We start from the raw sequence: 16,564 nt of genomic DNA, 5'->3' as shown, positions 1-16,564 counted from the left end.
CAGCCGACCCCGGTGGTTCAGCCGACCCCGGTGGTTCAGCCGACCCCGGTGGTTCAGCCGACCCCGGTGGTTCAGCCGACCCCGGTGGTTCAGCCGACCCCGGTGGTTCAGCCGACCCCGGTGGTTCAGCCGGCCCCGGTGGTTCCGCCGGTCCAGCCGGTCGTGGCGACTTAGCCGGTCACAGCGGCTCAGCCGGTCACAGCGGCTCAGCCGGTCGCAGCGGCTCAGCCGGTCGTGGCAATTCCGCCGGTCGTGGCAATTCCGCCGGTCCAGTCGGCCATGGCGGATCCGCCGGCCCCGACGGCACCTGGTCGGCGGAGACTGCCGTCGATCTCCTCCCGCTGGCCGCGCCCGGCGTCGGCACCTGGGATCTGCGCCTCCGCATCCACTTCCGTGACGGCGCGAGCCGCGACGTCACGGCGCACGCCCTCACGGGCGCCGGTCTGCTGCGCCGCCGCGCCGTCCCGAGCGCCCGGCACGGCGTGGTACTCGTACAGCCGTACACCACCCACTCCGGCGCGCTGGCGCTGCGGGTGGCCCCGGGCGTACGCGGGGTGCTGTCGGTCGCACGCGCACGACTGCGCCGCCTGCTTCACTGAGAGCACGCGAGTACGACGACCACGACGGACCGGCGCACAGCACCATCACGGGCGAACTGACGAGGGGACGGCCGCACATGACCTGGTTGATCACCGGCGGCGCCGGCTACATCGGCGCGCACGTCGTACGGGCGATGACCGCGGCGGGCGAACAGGCGGTGGTGTACGACGACCTGTCCACCGGGATTGCCGAGCGCGTGCCCGACGGGGTGGAGCTGGTGGCGGGCTCGACCCTGGACGCCGAGCGGCTCGCCCGCACCCTCGCGGACCACGAGGTCACCGGAGTCGTCCACCTCGCGGCGAAGAAGCAGGTGGGCGAGTCCGTCGAACTGCCCCTGCACTACTACCGGGAGAACGTCGAGGGCCTGCGGATCCTGCTGGACGCCGTCACGGCGGCGAAGGTGGCGTCCTTCGTCTTCTCCTCCTCGGCGGCGGTGTACGGCATGCCGGACGTGGACCTGGTCACGGAGGAGACACCGTGCCTGCCCATGTCGCCCTACGGCGAGACCAAGCTGGCCGGTGAGTGGCTGGTCCGTGCGACGGGCCGGGCCACGGGGCTGTCGACGGCGTCCCTGCGCTACTTCAACGTGGCGGGGGCGGCGGGTCCGGAGCTCGCGGACGTCGGTGTCTTCAACCTCGTGCCCATGGTCTTCGAGAAGCTCACGCAGGACGAGCCGCCGCGCGTCTTCGGCGACGACTACCCGACCCCGGACGGCACCTGCGTGCGGGACTACATCCACGTGGTCGACCTGGCCGAGGCCCATGTCGCGGCGGCCCGGGCCCTGCGCTCCTCCCCCGGCCGCGACCTCACCCTGAACATCGGCCGGGGCGAGGGCGTCTCCGTCCGGGAGATGATCGACCGTATCAACGCGGCCACCGGCTACGACCGTCCGCCCGCGGTGACGCCCCGCCGCCCGGGCGACCCGGCCCGCGTCGTCGCCTCGGCCGACCGCGCGGCGGCGGAACTGGGCTGGAAGGCCCGGCTCGACGTGCAGGACATGATCACGTCCGCGTGGGAGGGGTGGCTGCGGCTGCACCCGGAGGCGGGACGGGGCTGACCCCGCCTGCCGCCGGACCGCTCTCCCTGACGGCGGGAGCCCCTCAGAGCGCCCGCAACGCCTCCGCCGTGGCCCGGGCCAGGGAACCCAGGTAGCCCTTCGGCAGCTTCGGGTTGCGGATGACCACCGAGCGCCAGTACAGCGGGCCGGAGATCAGGTCGAGCGCGAGGTCGTGGTCGAGGCCCTCGCGGAGCTCCCCGCGGCGCTCCGCCGCCGTCACGATGCCGGTGGCGACGCCGTCCTGCCCCTCGCGCAGGGCCTTCTGCATGGCCTCGGCGATCTCGGGGTTGCGGGCCGCCTCGGCCTGGAGGTCGGGGATGATCTGCGAGGCGACGGGGTGGCGCAGGGCGCGGGACGTCACCTCGTAGAGGAGCCGCAGGTCGCCCTCGAGGGAGCCGGTGTCCGGCGCGGGCAGGCCCTGCACGGCGAGCGCCGAGACGATGTCGAGCACCAGGTGCAGCTTCGAGCGCCAGCGGCGGTACACCGCCGTCTTCCCGACCCCCGCCCGGCGCGCGATCCCCTCGATGGACATCCGCGCGTACCCGACGGCCGCGAGCTCCTCGAAGACGGCCGCCCTGATCGCTTCCGTCACGTCCTCCCGCAGTACCGCCGCCCCCGCGGGGGCCCGGCGGCGCGGGGGCTGCTGGGGCTCGTCGGGCTTCGTCGTCATGCCGACAGCATAGGGCGTCACGACGAGACGGTTGCGTTCCGACGTCGGTCCGACGTACGCTCCCGTTGCGACGATACGGTCCCGTCCCGACGTAGGAATCCGTGAAGAGTCCGGTAAATGCCACCCCCACCCCCTTGCTCTTCGCGGCCTCCTGGTCCCACACCCCCCGAGCGAAAGCAGCGGATGTGAGTACGGTCCTCCACACACCGCCCCAGCCCACGGCCACGGCCTCCGACGACCTCACGGCCCTCGCCGCCCGCCACGGCCTCTCGGTCAGCGGCGCCCGGCCCTCCCTGCCCGAGTACGTCCGCCGGCTGTGGGCCCGCCGCCACTTCATCACCGCGTTCGCCACCGCCAAGCTCACCGCCCAGTACAGCCAGGCGAAGCTCGGCCAGGTCTGGCAGGTGATGACCCCACTGCTGAACGCGGCGGTCTACTACTTCATCTTCGGCGTGCTGCTCGGCACCAAGCACGGCGTGCCGGACTACATCCCGTTCCTGGTCACGGGCGTGTTCATCTGGACGTTCACGCAGAGCTCGATCATGGCGGGCACCCGCGCCATCTCCGGCAACCTCGGCCTGGTGCGCGCCCTGCACTTCCCGCGCGCCGCGCTGCCGATCTCCTTCTGCCTCCAGCAGCTCCAGCAGCTGCTGTTCTCGATGGGCGCGCTGGTCGTCATCCTGCTCTGCTTCGGTGTGCCGGTCGGCGTGTCCTGGCTGCTGGCGCTCCCGGCCCTGTTCCTGCAGTTCACGTTCAACGCGGGCGTCTCCATGGTCATGGCCCGGATGGGTGCCAAGACCCCCGACATCGCCCAGCTGATGCCGTTCGTGCTGCGCACCTGGATGTACGTCTCGGGCGTCATGTGGAGCATCGACAAGCTGGCGGAGAACGACAGCCTGCCCCACGCGGTGAAGATCGCGCTGGCGGCCAACCCGGCCGCCGTCTACATCGACCTGATGCGCTTCGCCCTGATCGACAGCTTCCACGCGAGCCAGCTCCCGGCCCACGTGTGGGCGATCGCCACCGCCTGGGCGCTGATCGCCGGGGTCGGCGGCTTCATCTACTTCTGGAAGGCTGAGGAGACGTACGGCCGTGGCTGAGCACCCGAACGAGAAGATTCCCACCGTCGTCGCCGACCGCGTCGACATCGTCTACCGCGTCAACGGCACCGGCGCCGGACGCGGCTCCGCGACCGCCGCCCTCAACCGCATCGTGCGCCGCAAGCAGACCGAGAAGGCATCGGGCGTGCGCCGGGTGCACGCAGTGAAGAACGTGTCCTTCGTCGCCTACCGGGGCGAGGCGATCGGCCTGATCGGCACCAACGGCTCCGGCAAGTCGACCCTGCTGAAGGCCGTCGCCGGGCTCCTCCCCGTGGAGAACGGCCGTATCTACACCGACGGCCAGCCCTCTCTGCTCGGCGTCAACGCGGCCCTGATGAACGACCTGACCGGCGAGCGCAACGTGCACCTCGGCGGCCTGGCCATGGGCATGTCCCGCGAACAGATCAAGGACCGCTACCAGGAGATCGTCGACTTCTCGGGCATCAACGAGAAGGGCGACTTCATCACCCTGCCGATGCGGACGTACTCCTCCGGCATGGCGGCCCGCCTGCGCTTCTCCATCGCCGCCGCCAAGGACCACGACGTCCTGCTGATCGACGAGGCGCTGGCCACCGGCGACCGCTCCTTCCAGAAGCGCTCCGAGGGGCGCATCCGCGAGCTGCGCAAGCACGCGGGCACGGTGTTCCTGGTCAGCCACAACAACAAGTCGATCCGCGACACCTGCGACCGGGTGCTGTGGCTGGAGCGCGGCGAGCTGCGCATGGACGGGCCGACGGAGGACGTCCTCAAGGAGTACGAGGCGTTCACCGGCGACAAGGCGGACAAGCCGAAAGCCAAGCCGAAGGCCGCCGTTACCCCGTGAAGGCCGCCGTTCCCTCGTGAAGGCCGCCCCCCTCGTGAAGGCCGCCGTTGCTCGTGAAGGCCGCCCCCCTCGTGAAGGCCACCGTCCCCTCGTGAGTCCCGCCGTTCCCTCGTGAGGCCCACCCGGTCGGCCGTTTTGCCTCATTGATGGCAGCATGACCGCATACGGTGCAGCTGTGAGAGGGGGTCCCCGATGGCCGAGCTCAGTGTCGTCGTCCACGGGCCGAACGTTCAGGACCATCTGACGGAACTCCTCGACTCCCTCGCCGCCCACTCCCTCCCGGACGCCGAGGTGATCGTGGCGGCGGTCGGCGACTGGGCCCGGGAGACGGCCGAGCGGCACGCCCCCGACGGCGGCGCGGTCGACGTAGTGCCGCTGCCGGACGGCACGGGCGACGCGGCGGCCCGGGCGGCGGGCGCGGCCCGGGCCTCCGGCCGCTGGCTGCACTTCGTCCACGCCAAGGACGGTCTGCCCGCCGGCACCCCGCGCACGGTCGCCGAACGGGTCGCCGAACTCCCCGGCGAGGTCGACGTCCTCCTCCTGGACCACGTCCGCAGCACCTGGCACACCTCCGGCATGCCCTCCCCGGACGGCTCGATCCTCGCCCGGGCGGGCCGCGCCGACGTCGCCCTCGACGACTGCGCCCCGCTGCTGCGGCTGACCCCGCTGCTCGGCACCCGGGTCCTGCGCGCGGACTTCTGGCGGGCGCACGAGTCGCGACTCAGCACCGACGACGAGCCGTACGCCGCCCTGGCCGCCCTGCTGCTCGCCGACCGCGTCGCCTGCCTGCCGCACGTCGCCTACGAGGACCGCCGGCTGCGCCCGGCGAGCCTGCCGCCGGTGACGCCCGAGCAGCGCTACGGCCTCGTCGAACGCTACGAGTCCCTCCTCGACCTCACCCGCGACCGGCGCGCCGCGCACACCGTGCTCTACGACCTCATGGTCCGCGACTGCCTGCGCACCTTCGCACGAGGTGGCATGCCGGAGGAGGTCGCGCGGGAGTTCTTCCGCCGGGCGTCCCTGGCCGCCCTGCGCCGCCGCCCCGAGAACCACCGCCCTCCGGCCGGGCTCGAAGGTGTCCGCCGCTCCCTGCTGGAGGAGGGCGCCTACGCGAAGTACCGCGCCTTCCAGGCCGTCAACCGCACCCGCCGCACCGCCAGGTCGGCCCTGCGGGCCCGCAAGCGCCAGGCCGGTGCCAGGCTCCGCGACCACCAGTACCGCAGGGCGCTGGGCCGCCCCGTCAATCCGCATCTCGCGGTGTTCTCGGCGTACTGGAACCGCGGCGTCGCCTGCAATCCCGCCGCGATCGCCGCCAAGCTCGCCGAACTGGCCCCGCAGATCCACGCGGTGTGGGTGGTCACCGAGGAGAACGCGGCCCTCCTGCCGCCCGGCACCGACCACGTCGTGCCCGGCAGCCGCCGCTACTGGGAGGTGCTGGCCACCGCCAAGTACCTCGTCAACAACGTCAACTTCCCGAACGCGGTGGTCAAACGCCCGGACGCGATCCACGTCCAGACCCACCACGGCACGCCCCTGAAGCGCATGGGCATCGACCAGATGGCGTTCCCGGCCGCCGCGCAGGGCCTGGACTTCAAGGCGCTGCTGGAGCGCATCGACAAGTGGGACTACAGCGTCTCCGCCAACAGCCACACCACCCGCATGTGGGAGCGGGCGTACCCGTCGCGCTACGTCTCCCTGGACCACGGCTATCCGCGCAACGACGTGTACTACACCGCCGGCGCCGGCGACATCCGCAGGGTCCGCGACCGCCTCGGCATCGCCCCGGGCCGCCGCGCCGTCCTCTACGCGCCCACCCACCGCGACTACGAGGCCGGCTGGACCCCGCGCCTGGACCTCGCCGCCCTCTCCGACCGTCTGGGCGAGGACACGGTCCTGCTCGTGCGCGGCCACTACTTCTACGGCGGCGCCGCCTCCCCGCTCACGAACCTGCGCCGCACCGGCCGGATCATCGACGTCTCCTCCTACGACCCGGTCGAGGACCTGTGCCTGGCGGCGGACGTCCTGGTCACGGACTACTCCTCGATCATGTTCGACTACGCCAACCTCGACCGGCCGATCGTGATCCACGCCGACGACTGGGAGACGTACCGCACGACCCGCGGCGTCTACTTCGACCTGATGGCGGAGGCCCCGGGCCCGGTCGCCCGCACCCAGCAGGAACTGACGGAGATCCTCACCACCGAGGCCTGGCGCGACGAGGGCGCGGCGAAGACCCGTGCCGCCTTCCGGCGCCGGTTCTGCGAGTACGACGACGGACGCGCCGCCGAACGCGTCGTCCGCCGGGTCTTCCTCGGCCAGGACGGACGGGACCTGCCGCCCGTGCTGCCGATCGAGGAACGCACTCCGGCCCCGACCCCACAGGAGGCGACCGCATGAGCACCCCCGACGTCACCGTGACGGTCATCGTCTACAACGACGCCGAACGGCTCACCCGCGCGGTCGAATCGGTCCGCCGCCAGACCCACGCCAACCTCGAGATCGTCATCAGCGACGACCACTCCACGGACGCGACCCCGGCCGTGGCACAGCGGCTCGCGGCCCAGGACCCCCGCATCCGCCACCTTCGCCTGGAGCGGAACAGCGGCGGCTGCAGCGCCCCGCGCAACCGCGCCGTGCAGATCGCGCGGGCGCCGTTCCTGATGTTCCTCGACAGCGACGACGAGCTCCCCGGCAACGCCGTGGAACTGCTGCTCGCCGCGCACCGCGAACGCGAGATCGACTTCGCGATGGGAGCCGTGCAACGCGTCCGCGTGGACAACGGCCGCCGCTCGACGTGGATGCCGCACCTGGTCGCCGAGCGCCGCACCCTCGACGGCATCGAGGCCGACCCGCGGCTGTTCTTCGAGCACCTGTCCACCAGCAAGATGTACGCCCGCGCCTTCCTCGACCGGCACGACCTGCGCTTCCCCGAGGGCATCCACTACGAGGACCAGCTGTTCTCGGCGCAGGCGTACTGCATGGCCAAGACCTTCACGATCATCCCGGAGCCGGTCTACCGCTGGTACGTGGCGCCCTTCGCGGCCTCCGAGGCGGCCTCGATCTCCAACCAGCGGCACAAGCTGGCCAACGTCCGGGACCGCGTCCACGTCCAGCACCTCATCGACGCGTTCCTGGCCGAGAGCGGGCACGAGTCGCTGCGCGAGGACAAGGACCACAAGTTCCTCAAGCACGACTTCCGGATGTACGCCGGTGACCTGCCCTACCGGGACGACGCCTGGCTGACGTCCTTCGCGGACATCGTCACCCCCTACCTCGACACGCTCACGCCGGGTGCGTTCGCGCGTCTCCCGCGCGCCGAACGCGTCGTCGTCCAGCTGATCCGCGACCGCCGCCTGCCGGAGGCCCGCCTGGCCGCCCGGGGCCTCGGCCATGGAGTGGGCCCGAGGCGCGTGACCGCCGACGCGGAAGGGCGCACCTACTGGGGGGACCGGGTCCCCGAGTCGGACTGGGCACGCCGGGAGCTGGACGTCTCCGACCTGGAGTTGGAGACCCGGCCCTTCCCGAGCGCCCAGTTCCGCCACGAGATCACGGAGATCACCCGGGGCCCCGGCGCCTCGATCGACCTGGCGATCCGCACCTACGACCCGGCGCTGCGCCTCCCCGTGGGCCCGCACCGGGCGACGCTCCTCATCGCCCCGGGCGGTCGCCGCCTGCGCGTCCACTTCCGCCTCTCCCCCGTGCGTCCCGGCCTCTTCGAGGGCCACGCCCACCTGGACCTCGGGGCGGCCTCGCTCCCCCTCCACGGGTTCGCGGGCATCCGCCACCCACTGCTCCGCCTCCAGCACCAGGGCCTCTCCCACACGGGCCTGCTCCTGGCGCCCCTGACCTTCCCGACCCTGACGACCCGCGTCCCCTCCCACCATCTGACGGTGGAACCGGAGGGCCACGCCCCGGGCCGTCTCCAGGTCCGCTGGGAGCCGGTGGGGGTGACGGCGAAGCTGATCCGCCCGACGGCCCGCAGACTGGCCCGCCCGAGGGTGAAGAGAGCCGTGCGGCTGGTGGCGAGCGCGCTCAAGTAGCCCCGCGTCCCGGCCCCGGGGCACCCGGCTCCTCGTGCTGGAACACCCAGGTCCGGTAGACGCCGAAGCGGAAGACGGAGGCCAGCACGATGGACAGCGCCTTGACCGCGTTGGACTCGAACGGCCCGTCCAGGCCCAGGCCGTGGTACCCGGCGTAGAACAGTCCGCTCTCCACGGCGACACCGAGGGAGCTGAAGACGAAGAACAGCACGATCTGGCGCCGGGTCCGCGCCGCCCGGTCGCGGTAGGTGAAGTACCGGAAGCCGAGGTAGTTGGTGCCCATGGCGACCAGGCTGGCCGGCACGGTCGCGACGATGGCGGGCCGGTGCAGCCCGTGCAGGAGCACGTTGAACACCAGGAAGTTCACCGCGACACCGCTGCCGCCGACCAGCGCGGAGTTGACCACTTCGAGGACGACACGCTTGACCGGGAGGACGGGGACGGCCACGCGCTCCTCGGAGACGTTCACAGTCATGCCCCAAGCCTTAGCGGGATTCGGTAAGTGCTCCACGCGAATCGCCCCAAGGCACCCCAAGAACAGGCGCCCCGGGCCGATTCCGGCCCGGGGCGCCTGTCACGCCGTACGTCCTGCAGCTACGAGTGCGTGCGCAGCAGCGTCCTCATCGTGCGCATCGCCACCGACAGGTTGGCGAGGTCGAACGCGTCGGACCCCTGGATCTCCTCCAGGGTGCTGCGGGCGCGGCCGAGGATCGCCGCGTTCTTCTGCTCCCACGCCTTGTAGCGCTGCTCGGGCGTCGAGGTGCCGTTGCCCACCGCCAGGACGTCGGCGGTCAGCGCCGCGTGCGCCGCGTACAGGTCCTCGCGGATCGCCGCGCGGGCCATGGACTGCCAGCGGTCGGCGCGGGGCAGCTCGATGATGCGGTCCATGAGCTGGGTGATGCGCAGACGGTCGGCGAGGTCGTAGTAGACCTCGGCGACGTCCAGCGGCTCCCGGCCCATGCGGTCGGCGATCGAGACGATGTCGAGCGTCGGGAAGGCCGAGGAGAAGCCCGCGACCCGGGTGGCCAGTTCGGCCGGGACACCGGCGCCCGTCAGCTCGTCGTAGATCTTCTGGTGCCACTCCAGGTCGGCGCCGCGCAGCAGCTTCGGCAGCTCACTCCAGACCTGCTCGACCCGATCGGCGAAGAAGTCGACCGTCCCGGCAAGCTCCAGCGGCTGCGGCCGGTTGTTGAGCAGCCAGCGCGTGCCGCGCTCCACCAGGCGGCGGGCGTGCAGCCGGATGCGGGTCTGGACCTCGGCCTCGACCTTGTTGTCGAGTGCCTCGACCCCGTCCCACACCGGGGGCTGGCGGAAGATCGCCCGGGCCGCGGTCTGCGCCCGCACGATCTCCTCCAGCGACGCGCCGGTCTCCTCGCGCAGCCGGTGCAGATACGTGGTACCGCCCGTGTTCACCGTGTCGTTGACCAGCACGGTCGTGGTGATCTCACGGCGCAGCGGGTGGCAGACGAGGTGTTCGGGGAACTGCTCGCGCAGCTCGGTCGGGAAGTACGCGTGCAGCAGGGTGCTCAGGTACGGGTCGTCCGGCAGCGAGGTGTGCAGCAGCTCCTCGGCGACCGTGATCTTCGTGTACGCCAGCAGGACGGCCGTTTCCGGGCCGGTCAGGCCCTGGCCCTGGGCGAGCCGCTCGCGGATCTGCCGGTCGGTGGGCAGGAACTCCAGCGCCCGGTCGAGGTGGCCCTCCCTGACCAGGTGCTTCATGAAGCGCTGCTGGGCGTGGAGCATGGCGCCGGACTGGGCGAGGGCGTTGGCGATCGCCGTGTTCTGCGCGTAGTTGTTGCGCAGCACCAGGCGGCCGACCTCGTCGGTCATCTCGGCGAGCAGCTTGTTGCGCTGCTTGACGGTCATGTCGCCGTCCCTGACCAGGCCGTTGAGGAGGATCTTGATGTTCACCTCGTGGTCGGAGGTGTCCACGCCGGCGCTGTTGTCGATGGCGTCGGTGTTGATCCGGCCGCCGTGCAGCGCGAACTCGATCCGGCCGAGCTGGGTCAGGCCGAGGTTGCCGCCCTCGCCGACGACGGCGACGCGCAGGTCCGCGCCGTCGACGCGGATGGCGTCGTTGGCCTTGTCGCCGACGTCCGCGTTGGACTCGGTGGAGGCCTTGACGTACGTGCCGATGCCGCCGTTCCACAGCAGGTCCACCGGCGCGTGCAGGATCGCCTTCATCAGGTCGGCCGGGGTCAGCTTGGTGACCTTGGCCTCGATGCCGAGGGCCTCGCGGATGTGCGCGTTGACCGGGATCGCCTTGGCCGTGCGCGGGAAGATGCCGCCGCCGGCCGACAGCAGGTCCTTGTCGTAGTCCTCCCAGCTGGAGCGGGGCAGCTCGAACAGGCGGCGGCGCTCGGCGTAGGAGGTGGCGGCGTCCGGGTTCGGGTCGATGAAGATGTGCCGGTGGTCGAAGGCGGCCACCAGGCGGATGTGCTCGGAGAGCAGCATGCCGTTGCCGAACACGTCACCGGACATGTCGCCGATGCCGACGACCGTGAAGTCCTCGGTCTGGGTGTCGACGCCCATGTCGCGGAAGTGCCGCTTGACGGACTCCCAGGCGCCGCGGGCGGTGATGCCCATGCCCTTGTGGTCGTATCCGGCGGAGCCGCCGGAGGCGAAGGCGTCACCGAGCCAGAAGTTGTAGTTCTCGGCGACCTCGTTGGCGATGTCGGAGAAGGTCGCGGTGCCCTTGTCGGCGGCGACGACGAGGTAGGTGTCGTCCTCGTCGTGCCGGACGACGTCCGCCGGCGGCACGACCTCGCCGGCGACCATGTTGTCGGTGATGTCGAGCAGTGCCGAGATGAACGTCCTGTAGCTGGCGACACCCTCGGCGAGCCACGCGTCCCGGTCCACGGACGGGTCGGGCAGCTGCTTGGCGACGAAGCCGCCCTTGGCGCCGACCGGCACGATGACGGTGTTCTTGACCATCTGCGCCTTGACCAGGCCCAGGATCTCCGTGCGGAAGTCCTCACGCCGGTCGGACCAGCGCAGGCCACCGCGCGCGACCTTGCCGAAGCGCAGGTGCACGCCCTCCACGCGCGGCGAGTACACCCAGATCTCGAACGCCGGGCGGGGTGCCGGCAGATCGGGGATGGCCTGCGGGTCGAACTTCATGGAGACGTAGTCGTGCGGCTTGCCGCCCGCGGCCTCCTGGAAGAAGTTGGTCCGCAGCGTCGCCTTGATGACCGTCAGGAAGGACCTGAGGATCCGGTCCTCGTCGAGCGAGGCCACCTGGTCGAGGGCCGCGTCGACCTCCTCCAGCAGCGCGTCCACGATCTCGTGCCCCGCGCGCTGCCGGTCGGGCGACATCCGCGCCTCGAACAGGGAGACCAGCAGGCGGGTGGTGTGGACGTTGTTGCGGAGGGTGTCCTCCATGTAGTCCTGGCTGAACGTCGACGCGGCCTGGCGCAGGTACTTGGCGTACGCCCGCAGGACCACCGCCTGGCGCCAGGTCAGCCCGGCGCTCAGCACGAGGGCGTTGAAGCCGTCGTTCTCCGCCTTGCCGGTCCAGGTTGCACAGAAGGCGTCCTGGAAGCGCTCGCGGGCGTCGTCGCCGAAGTGGTCCCCGCCGCCGCCCGCGCGGGGCATGCGCAGACCGAAGTCGTAGATCCAGGCCACACTGCGGTCCGAGCAGCGCAGCTCGTACGGCCGCTCGTCGACGACCTCGACACCGAGCCGGTTGAGGACCGGCAGGACGGCCGAGAGGGAGATCGCGTCGCCCGTGCGGTAGATCTTGAAGCGGCGCTCCTCGGGGGCGGCGCCCACCGGCTCGTAGAGGCTGAGCGCGAAGTCCTTGTCCGCCTCGCTGTTCAGCTGCTCGAGGTGGACGAGGTCGGCGACCGCGGCGCGCGGGTTGTGGTCGGCCTTGTAGCCCTCGGGGAACGCGTGCGCGTACCGGCGCATCGCCTCGGCCGCGTGCTCCTCGCCGAGCTCGGCGTTGAGCGCCTCGGCGAAGGCGTCCTCCCAGGAGCGGGCGGCCTCCACCAGCCGGGCCTCGATGCGCTCCTTGTCGGAGTCGGACAGCTCCGGCAGCTCGGTGCCCTGCGGGACCCGGACCACGAAGTGCAGCCGGGACAGGATCGACTCGGTGTTCCAGGCCGTGAAGTCGACGCTGATGCCGCCCAGTTCCTCCTTCAGGATCTCGATGATCCGCAGGCGGACGGCCGTGGTGTAGCGGTCGCGCGGGAGGTAGACGAGGGCGGAGTAGTAGCGCCCGTACTCGTCCTGGCGCAGGTAGAGCCTGAGGCGCCTGCGCTCCTGGAGGTAGAGCACGGAGGTGACGATGGCCCGCAGCTCATCGGCCGGGGTCTGGAAGAGCTCGTCGCGCGGGTACGTCTCCAGGATCTGCGTCAGATCGCGGCCGTCGTGGCTGTTGGGCGAGAACCCGGCGCGCTCCAGGACTTCCTCGACCTTGCGCCGGATGACCGGGACCCGGCGCACGGACTCGGTGTAGGCGGCGGAGGAGAACAGCCCGAGGAACCGGCGCTCGCCGATGACGTTGCCGTCGGCGTCGAACTTCTTGACGCCGATGTAGTCCAGGTACGACGGCCGGTGCACGGTCGCCCGGCTGTTCGCCTTGGTCAGCACGAGCAGCTTGTGCTCGCGCGCCTTGGCCCGGGCGTCGGCGGGCAGCCGCTCGAACGACGGGCTGACCGGGTGGCTCTCCTCGGCCGCGTGGTGCGGGTCCGCGCGCAGTATGCCGAGCCCGGTGCCGGGCACGGCGGCCAGCGAGTCGTCGTCGCGGAGCTGGTACTCGCGGTAGCCGAGGAAGGTGAAGTGGTCGTCGGCGAGCCAGCGCAGCAGCTCGCGGGCCTCCTCGACCTGGGGTCCGGGCAGGTCGTCGGGGATGGGCTCGTCCGGCAGCCCCTCCGCCAGCCGGATCGCCGCCTCGCGCATCTTGCCCCAGTCCTCGACGGCCTCACGGGCGTCGGACAGCACGCGCAGCAGGTCGGCGGTGATCTGCTTCAGATCGGCCCGGTCGGTCTCGCGGTCGATCTCGACGTGGATCCAGGACTCGACGTGCGCGTCGTGCGGAAGGTCGCCGGTGGGCGGGGTCGACAGGACCTCGATGAGCTTGCCGGTGACATCGCGCCGCACCACGAACTGGGGGTGGATGACGACGTGGATCCCGCGCCCCTGGCGCGTCAGCTCATTGGTGACGGAGTCGACGAGGAAGGGCATGTCGTCGGTGACGACCTCGACCACGGAGTGGCTGCAGGTCCACCCGTTCTCTTCGACCGTGGGGGTGTGCACCCGCACGTTCGCCGTGCCCTGGGGGCGGTTCTCGGCCAGCCGGTAGTGCGATACGGCAGCTCCGAAGACGTCGACCGGGTCGCGGTCGGTGAGGTCCTCCGGGGCCGTGTGCAGGTAGTAACGCTGGAGGAACGTGAGGAGGGTCTCGCGGTCCGGGGCCTTCTGGGCGTCTGGGGTCTCCTCGCCCGTCGACCCGGTCGGTAGGTGCCCCCCGACCGGGCTGTTCTCAGCTACCCGGGCGGCCCTCTCGAGCAACTCGGCCTTGGCTTCGTCCAGCTTGGTCTGCATTGTCCTCTGGCTCCTGTCGCGCGCCGTTGCGTGACGTAGAAGGAAGTACGGCCTCTGCGCTTACGACCTCACGTCGTGACACGGGGTATCCGGTCTGTGCCGACGCTATGCCGCAAGGTGAGATGAGCGGGGGTGTCTGAGCCATTCTTGAGCTGCTCCACCGGTGTGACGCTGCTCTCTGCGACGCCCGAATCCAGGTGATGCTCGGGGTCCCGGGAGTCCTCGATGCCACGTCCCGCCCGCGAAGACCAGCGACCGCCGCCCGGTCACGGATGTCGTCCGTGCTCTCCGGGCGCAGGGCAGGGACGATGACGTCCCCGCGAACTATCGCGCTGATCACGCCACCAAGGCTATCGCTCCCTACAGGGGCTCCGTCATGAGCCGTATGTGTACAAAACCAGCCCTGGAAGTTTGACGTTCTGCACAGTGCCGCTACCGGTTCCGGTCAGGTGCGCCCGTCGGCCGCGAGCCGCTCCGCCTCGGCAACCGCTTCCTCAAGCGTGTCCACGACAGGAACACCGACGGTCTCCAGACTCACCCGACTGTGCGACCCGCCTGTGTACAGCACGGCCCGGGCCCCGACGTGCAGCGCGGCCACCGCGTCGTCCGCCGCGTCCCCGATCACCACGGTCCGCTCCGGCGCCACCCCGCTCAGCGACGCCAGGTGCCGCACCATGTGCTCGGCCTTGCTGCCCCCCGACGGCCCGGTCCGCCCGTCCACCCGTATGAAGTGCGGCTCGATGCCGAACCCGCGCACCAGCGGAACCAACTCCTCGTGCACGTACATGCTCAGGATCGACTGGCTGCGCCCCGCCGAACGCCACCCGGCCAGCAGCTCCATGGCCCCCGCCGTCAGCCCGCACGCCGTCCGGTGCTCGGCGTAGTACCGGTGGAAGATGTCATCCATGGCCTCCCACTCGGCCTCGGTCGGCAGCCTCCCCATCAGCCGCTCATAGAACTTCGGCACCGGTACGCAGTACAGCTCCCGGTACTTCTCCAGCGTCAGCGGCTCCAGCCCCAGTTCGGCGAAGGCCGCGTTCGTCGCCCCGATGATCGCGTCGATGTCGTGGAACAGCGTCCCGTTCCAGTCCCAGACGATGTGCGCGCCCGTCTTCATCCCCATGCCCGAAAACGTACCCGCCCGCACTGACAATCAAGAGAACGGCACCTCGACGCGCCCTTTGCGGCCGGTTCAGCCTCCGTGGCCCACCAGGTTCGCGATCTCCTGCGTGGCGAACCACAGCAGCTCGTGGTCCTCGGCGCCGTCCACGACGGACTGCGCGTCGTCGTCCCCGCGGTCCGCCGCCGGCAGCGCCTCGGCGGCCGCCGTCACCCCGGCCTGCGCGTCCGCCGCGTCGACGTGCACGGACGCGGCCCTGCCCAACGGTACCGGCCCCGCCACCCGCACCTCCCCCGGCTCCGCCGGGTCGTGATCCGCGCTCGCGGCCCGGTCGGGCACGTCGACGGCGATCACGATCCGGCGCCGCGGGGCGTCGGGCTCGGCCGCCAGCAGACGCAGCGAGGCCAGCGCGGCCCGGCCGAGCGCCGCGTACTCCAGTTCCTCGATGTCCTCGGAGGCGTACCAGTCGCGCAGCCCTGGCGTCACGGCGTAGGCGACGAACCCGCCGGCACCCAGCTCACCCGTCCTGTACGCCTCGGCGAGACCGGGGAGGGTCAGGGGCACGTAGACACGCATGGCTGGCCGCTTTCGTGGTCGTCGTCATGGTCGTGGTCAAGAGAGCTCCGGGGAGCTCCGGGGAGCTCCGGGAGGGCCTTCAGGATACGTGCGGGGCGTCCCCTTTCGAGTCCCGGCCCGGGGCGCCGGACGCGTCCACTGCAAGCCCGGAATTCACCCGGCACACTCCCGCGATCTCGGGCTCCACGCCCCCGACATCACCCGGATAGGTGAAGATTCCGGCGCCCGCGAACGAGGTCCCGCTTCCTTGCCCCGGCCCCCGTCGGCCCCGTACAAGATCACCACCCGAAGTTACTCCCCGGTATCAGCCGGGCCCACGAAACGGGGACCCCATGCACAAGGTCATGACCAGGACCCACCACCGCCCGACGCCCCACTCCCCGACGTCCGCCTCCCGCGGGACCACAGCACCCGGCACGCCCTCGCCTGCCTCCGGCAGCGCAGCGCTCCGCCGCTCTGCGAGCACCGCACCCGGCGTACCCGCCGACGCCGCCGCCCCACAGCCTCCGGCGAACCCCACACCCCGCACCCCCGGCACCACAGCGCCCCGCGCATCCGGGAGCACCGCACCCGCCACTCCCGGCAGCACCGCACCCGACACCCCGGCCCGCACCGCCCCCCACACCCCCGGCAGCGCAGCGCCCCGCCGACCTGCGAGCACCGCACCCGGCACCTCCGCGCGCACCACACCCGCCACTCCCGGCAGCACCGCACCCGACACCCCGGCCCGCACCGCCCCCCACACCCCCGCGAACCCCACACCCCACACCCCCGGCAGCGCAGCACCCCGCCGATCCCCAAGCACCACACCCCGGACCCCCGCCGGTCCCGGATCCGCCCCGCCCGCCCTCGCCGCTGCCGCACCTCCGCGTTCCCCCGGCAGCGGGCGCTCCCGGTCTTCGGCTGCGGGCGGTCGTCCACCCGCCTCCGCTCGCGCCAGGGCCTCCCGCACGCGCCCGGCGGACACTCGCCCACCGACCCTCGCCCCGACCCGCACAGCCCCCCGCAGGGCCCCGGAGACCGCCGCCACC

At 71.6% G+C, this 16,564-nt stretch carries 11 protein-coding genes; 5 read left to right on the top strand and 6 right to left on the bottom strand.

Going from position 1 to position 16,564, the window contains the following annotated elements; translation table 11 throughout:
• Nucleotides 1–224: 224 nt before the first annotated feature.
• Nucleotides 225–605: a hypothetical protein gene (locus HDC93_RS39840; protein ID WP_185014634.1), complete on the bottom strand. Its 381-nt coding sequence runs from the start codon at nucleotides 603–605 to the stop codon at nucleotides 225–227.
• Between the two features lie 71 nt (nucleotides 606–676).
• Between HDC93_RS39840 and galE the strand changes: the two genes are divergently transcribed.
• Nucleotides 677–1,657 carry a UDP-glucose 4-epimerase GalE gene (gene galE / locus HDC93_RS33765; protein ID WP_185014633.1) on the top strand — a complete coding sequence of 327 codons (981 nt, stop codon included), beginning with the start codon at nucleotides 677–679 and terminating at the stop codon, nucleotides 1,655–1,657.
• Between the two features lie 43 nt (nucleotides 1,658–1,700).
• Here the strand turns inward: galE and HDC93_RS33760 are convergent, their stop codons facing one another.
• Nucleotides 1,701–2,327, bottom strand: coding sequence for a TetR/AcrR family transcriptional regulator (locus HDC93_RS33760; protein ID WP_185014632.1), 627 nt, complete (start codon nucleotides 2,325–2,327; stop codon nucleotides 1,701–1,703).
• Between the two features lie 185 nt (nucleotides 2,328–2,512).
• Between HDC93_RS33760 and HDC93_RS33755 the strand changes: the two genes are divergently transcribed.
• The 4 genes from HDC93_RS33755 (at nucleotide 2,513) to HDC93_RS33740 (ending at nucleotide 8,290) form a co-directional block, all read left to right on the top strand.
• Nucleotides 2,513–3,427 (top strand): ABC transporter permease, encoded by a 915-nt coding sequence (locus tag HDC93_RS33755; RefSeq protein WP_185014631.1) that lies wholly within the window; start codon nucleotides 2,513–2,515, stop codon nucleotides 3,425–3,427.
• The gene (locus HDC93_RS33750; protein WP_185014630.1) at nucleotides 3,420–4,250 is read left to right on the top strand and encodes an ABC transporter ATP-binding protein; all 831 of its coding nucleotides are present in this window, start codon (nucleotides 3,420–3,422) and stop codon (nucleotides 4,248–4,250) included. The genes HDC93_RS33755 and HDC93_RS33750 overlap by 8 nt, the downstream gene beginning before the upstream one ends.
• 192 nt (nucleotides 4,251–4,442) lie before the next feature.
• Complete coding sequence (locus HDC93_RS33745; RefSeq protein WP_185014629.1) at nucleotides 4,443–6,647, top strand: CDP-glycerol glycerophosphotransferase family protein; 2,205 nt, start codon at nucleotides 4,443–4,445, stop codon at nucleotides 6,645–6,647.
• Nucleotides 6,644–8,290: a glycosyltransferase family 2 protein gene (locus tag HDC93_RS33740; protein WP_185014628.1), complete on the top strand. Its 1,647-nt coding sequence runs from the start codon at nucleotides 6,644–6,646 to the stop codon at nucleotides 8,288–8,290. The genes HDC93_RS33745 and HDC93_RS33740 overlap by 4 nt, the downstream gene beginning before the upstream one ends.
• Here HDC93_RS33740 and HDC93_RS33735 read toward each other — a convergent pair.
• From HDC93_RS33735 to HDC93_RS33720, 4 genes are all read right to left on the bottom strand, one after another.
• Entirely contained in the window at nucleotides 8,283–8,765 is a 483-nt protein-coding gene (locus HDC93_RS33735; protein ID WP_185014627.1) for a GtrA family protein, read from the bottom strand. The two genes, HDC93_RS33740 and HDC93_RS33735, sit on opposite strands and share 8 nt — an antisense overlap.
• A gap of 119 nt (nucleotides 8,766–8,884) precedes the next feature.
• Nucleotides 8,885–13,837 (bottom strand): NAD-glutamate dehydrogenase, encoded by a 4,953-nt coding sequence (locus tag HDC93_RS33730; protein ID WP_185014626.1) that lies wholly within the window; start codon nucleotides 13,835–13,837, stop codon nucleotides 8,885–8,887.
• Nucleotides 13,838–14,282: 445 nt separating this feature from the next.
• Nucleotides 14,283–14,960: an HAD family hydrolase gene (locus HDC93_RS33725; protein ID WP_185014625.1), complete on the bottom strand. Its 678-nt coding sequence runs from the start codon at nucleotides 14,958–14,960 to the stop codon at nucleotides 14,283–14,285.
• A gap of 69 nt (nucleotides 14,961–15,029) precedes the next feature.
• Entirely contained in the window at nucleotides 15,030–15,533 is a 504-nt protein-coding gene (locus HDC93_RS33720; protein ID WP_185014624.1) for a DUF6912 family protein, read from the bottom strand.
• Between the last annotated feature and the right edge of the window lie 1,031 nt (nucleotides 15,534–16,564).

The organism is Streptomyces sp. AK010 (assembly GCF_014207295.1).
Classification (GTDB): Bacteria; Actinomycetota; Actinomycetes; order Streptomycetales; family Streptomycetaceae; genus Streptomyces; species Streptomyces massasporeus.
This window is presented reverse-complemented; position numbering and strand designations above follow the sequence as displayed.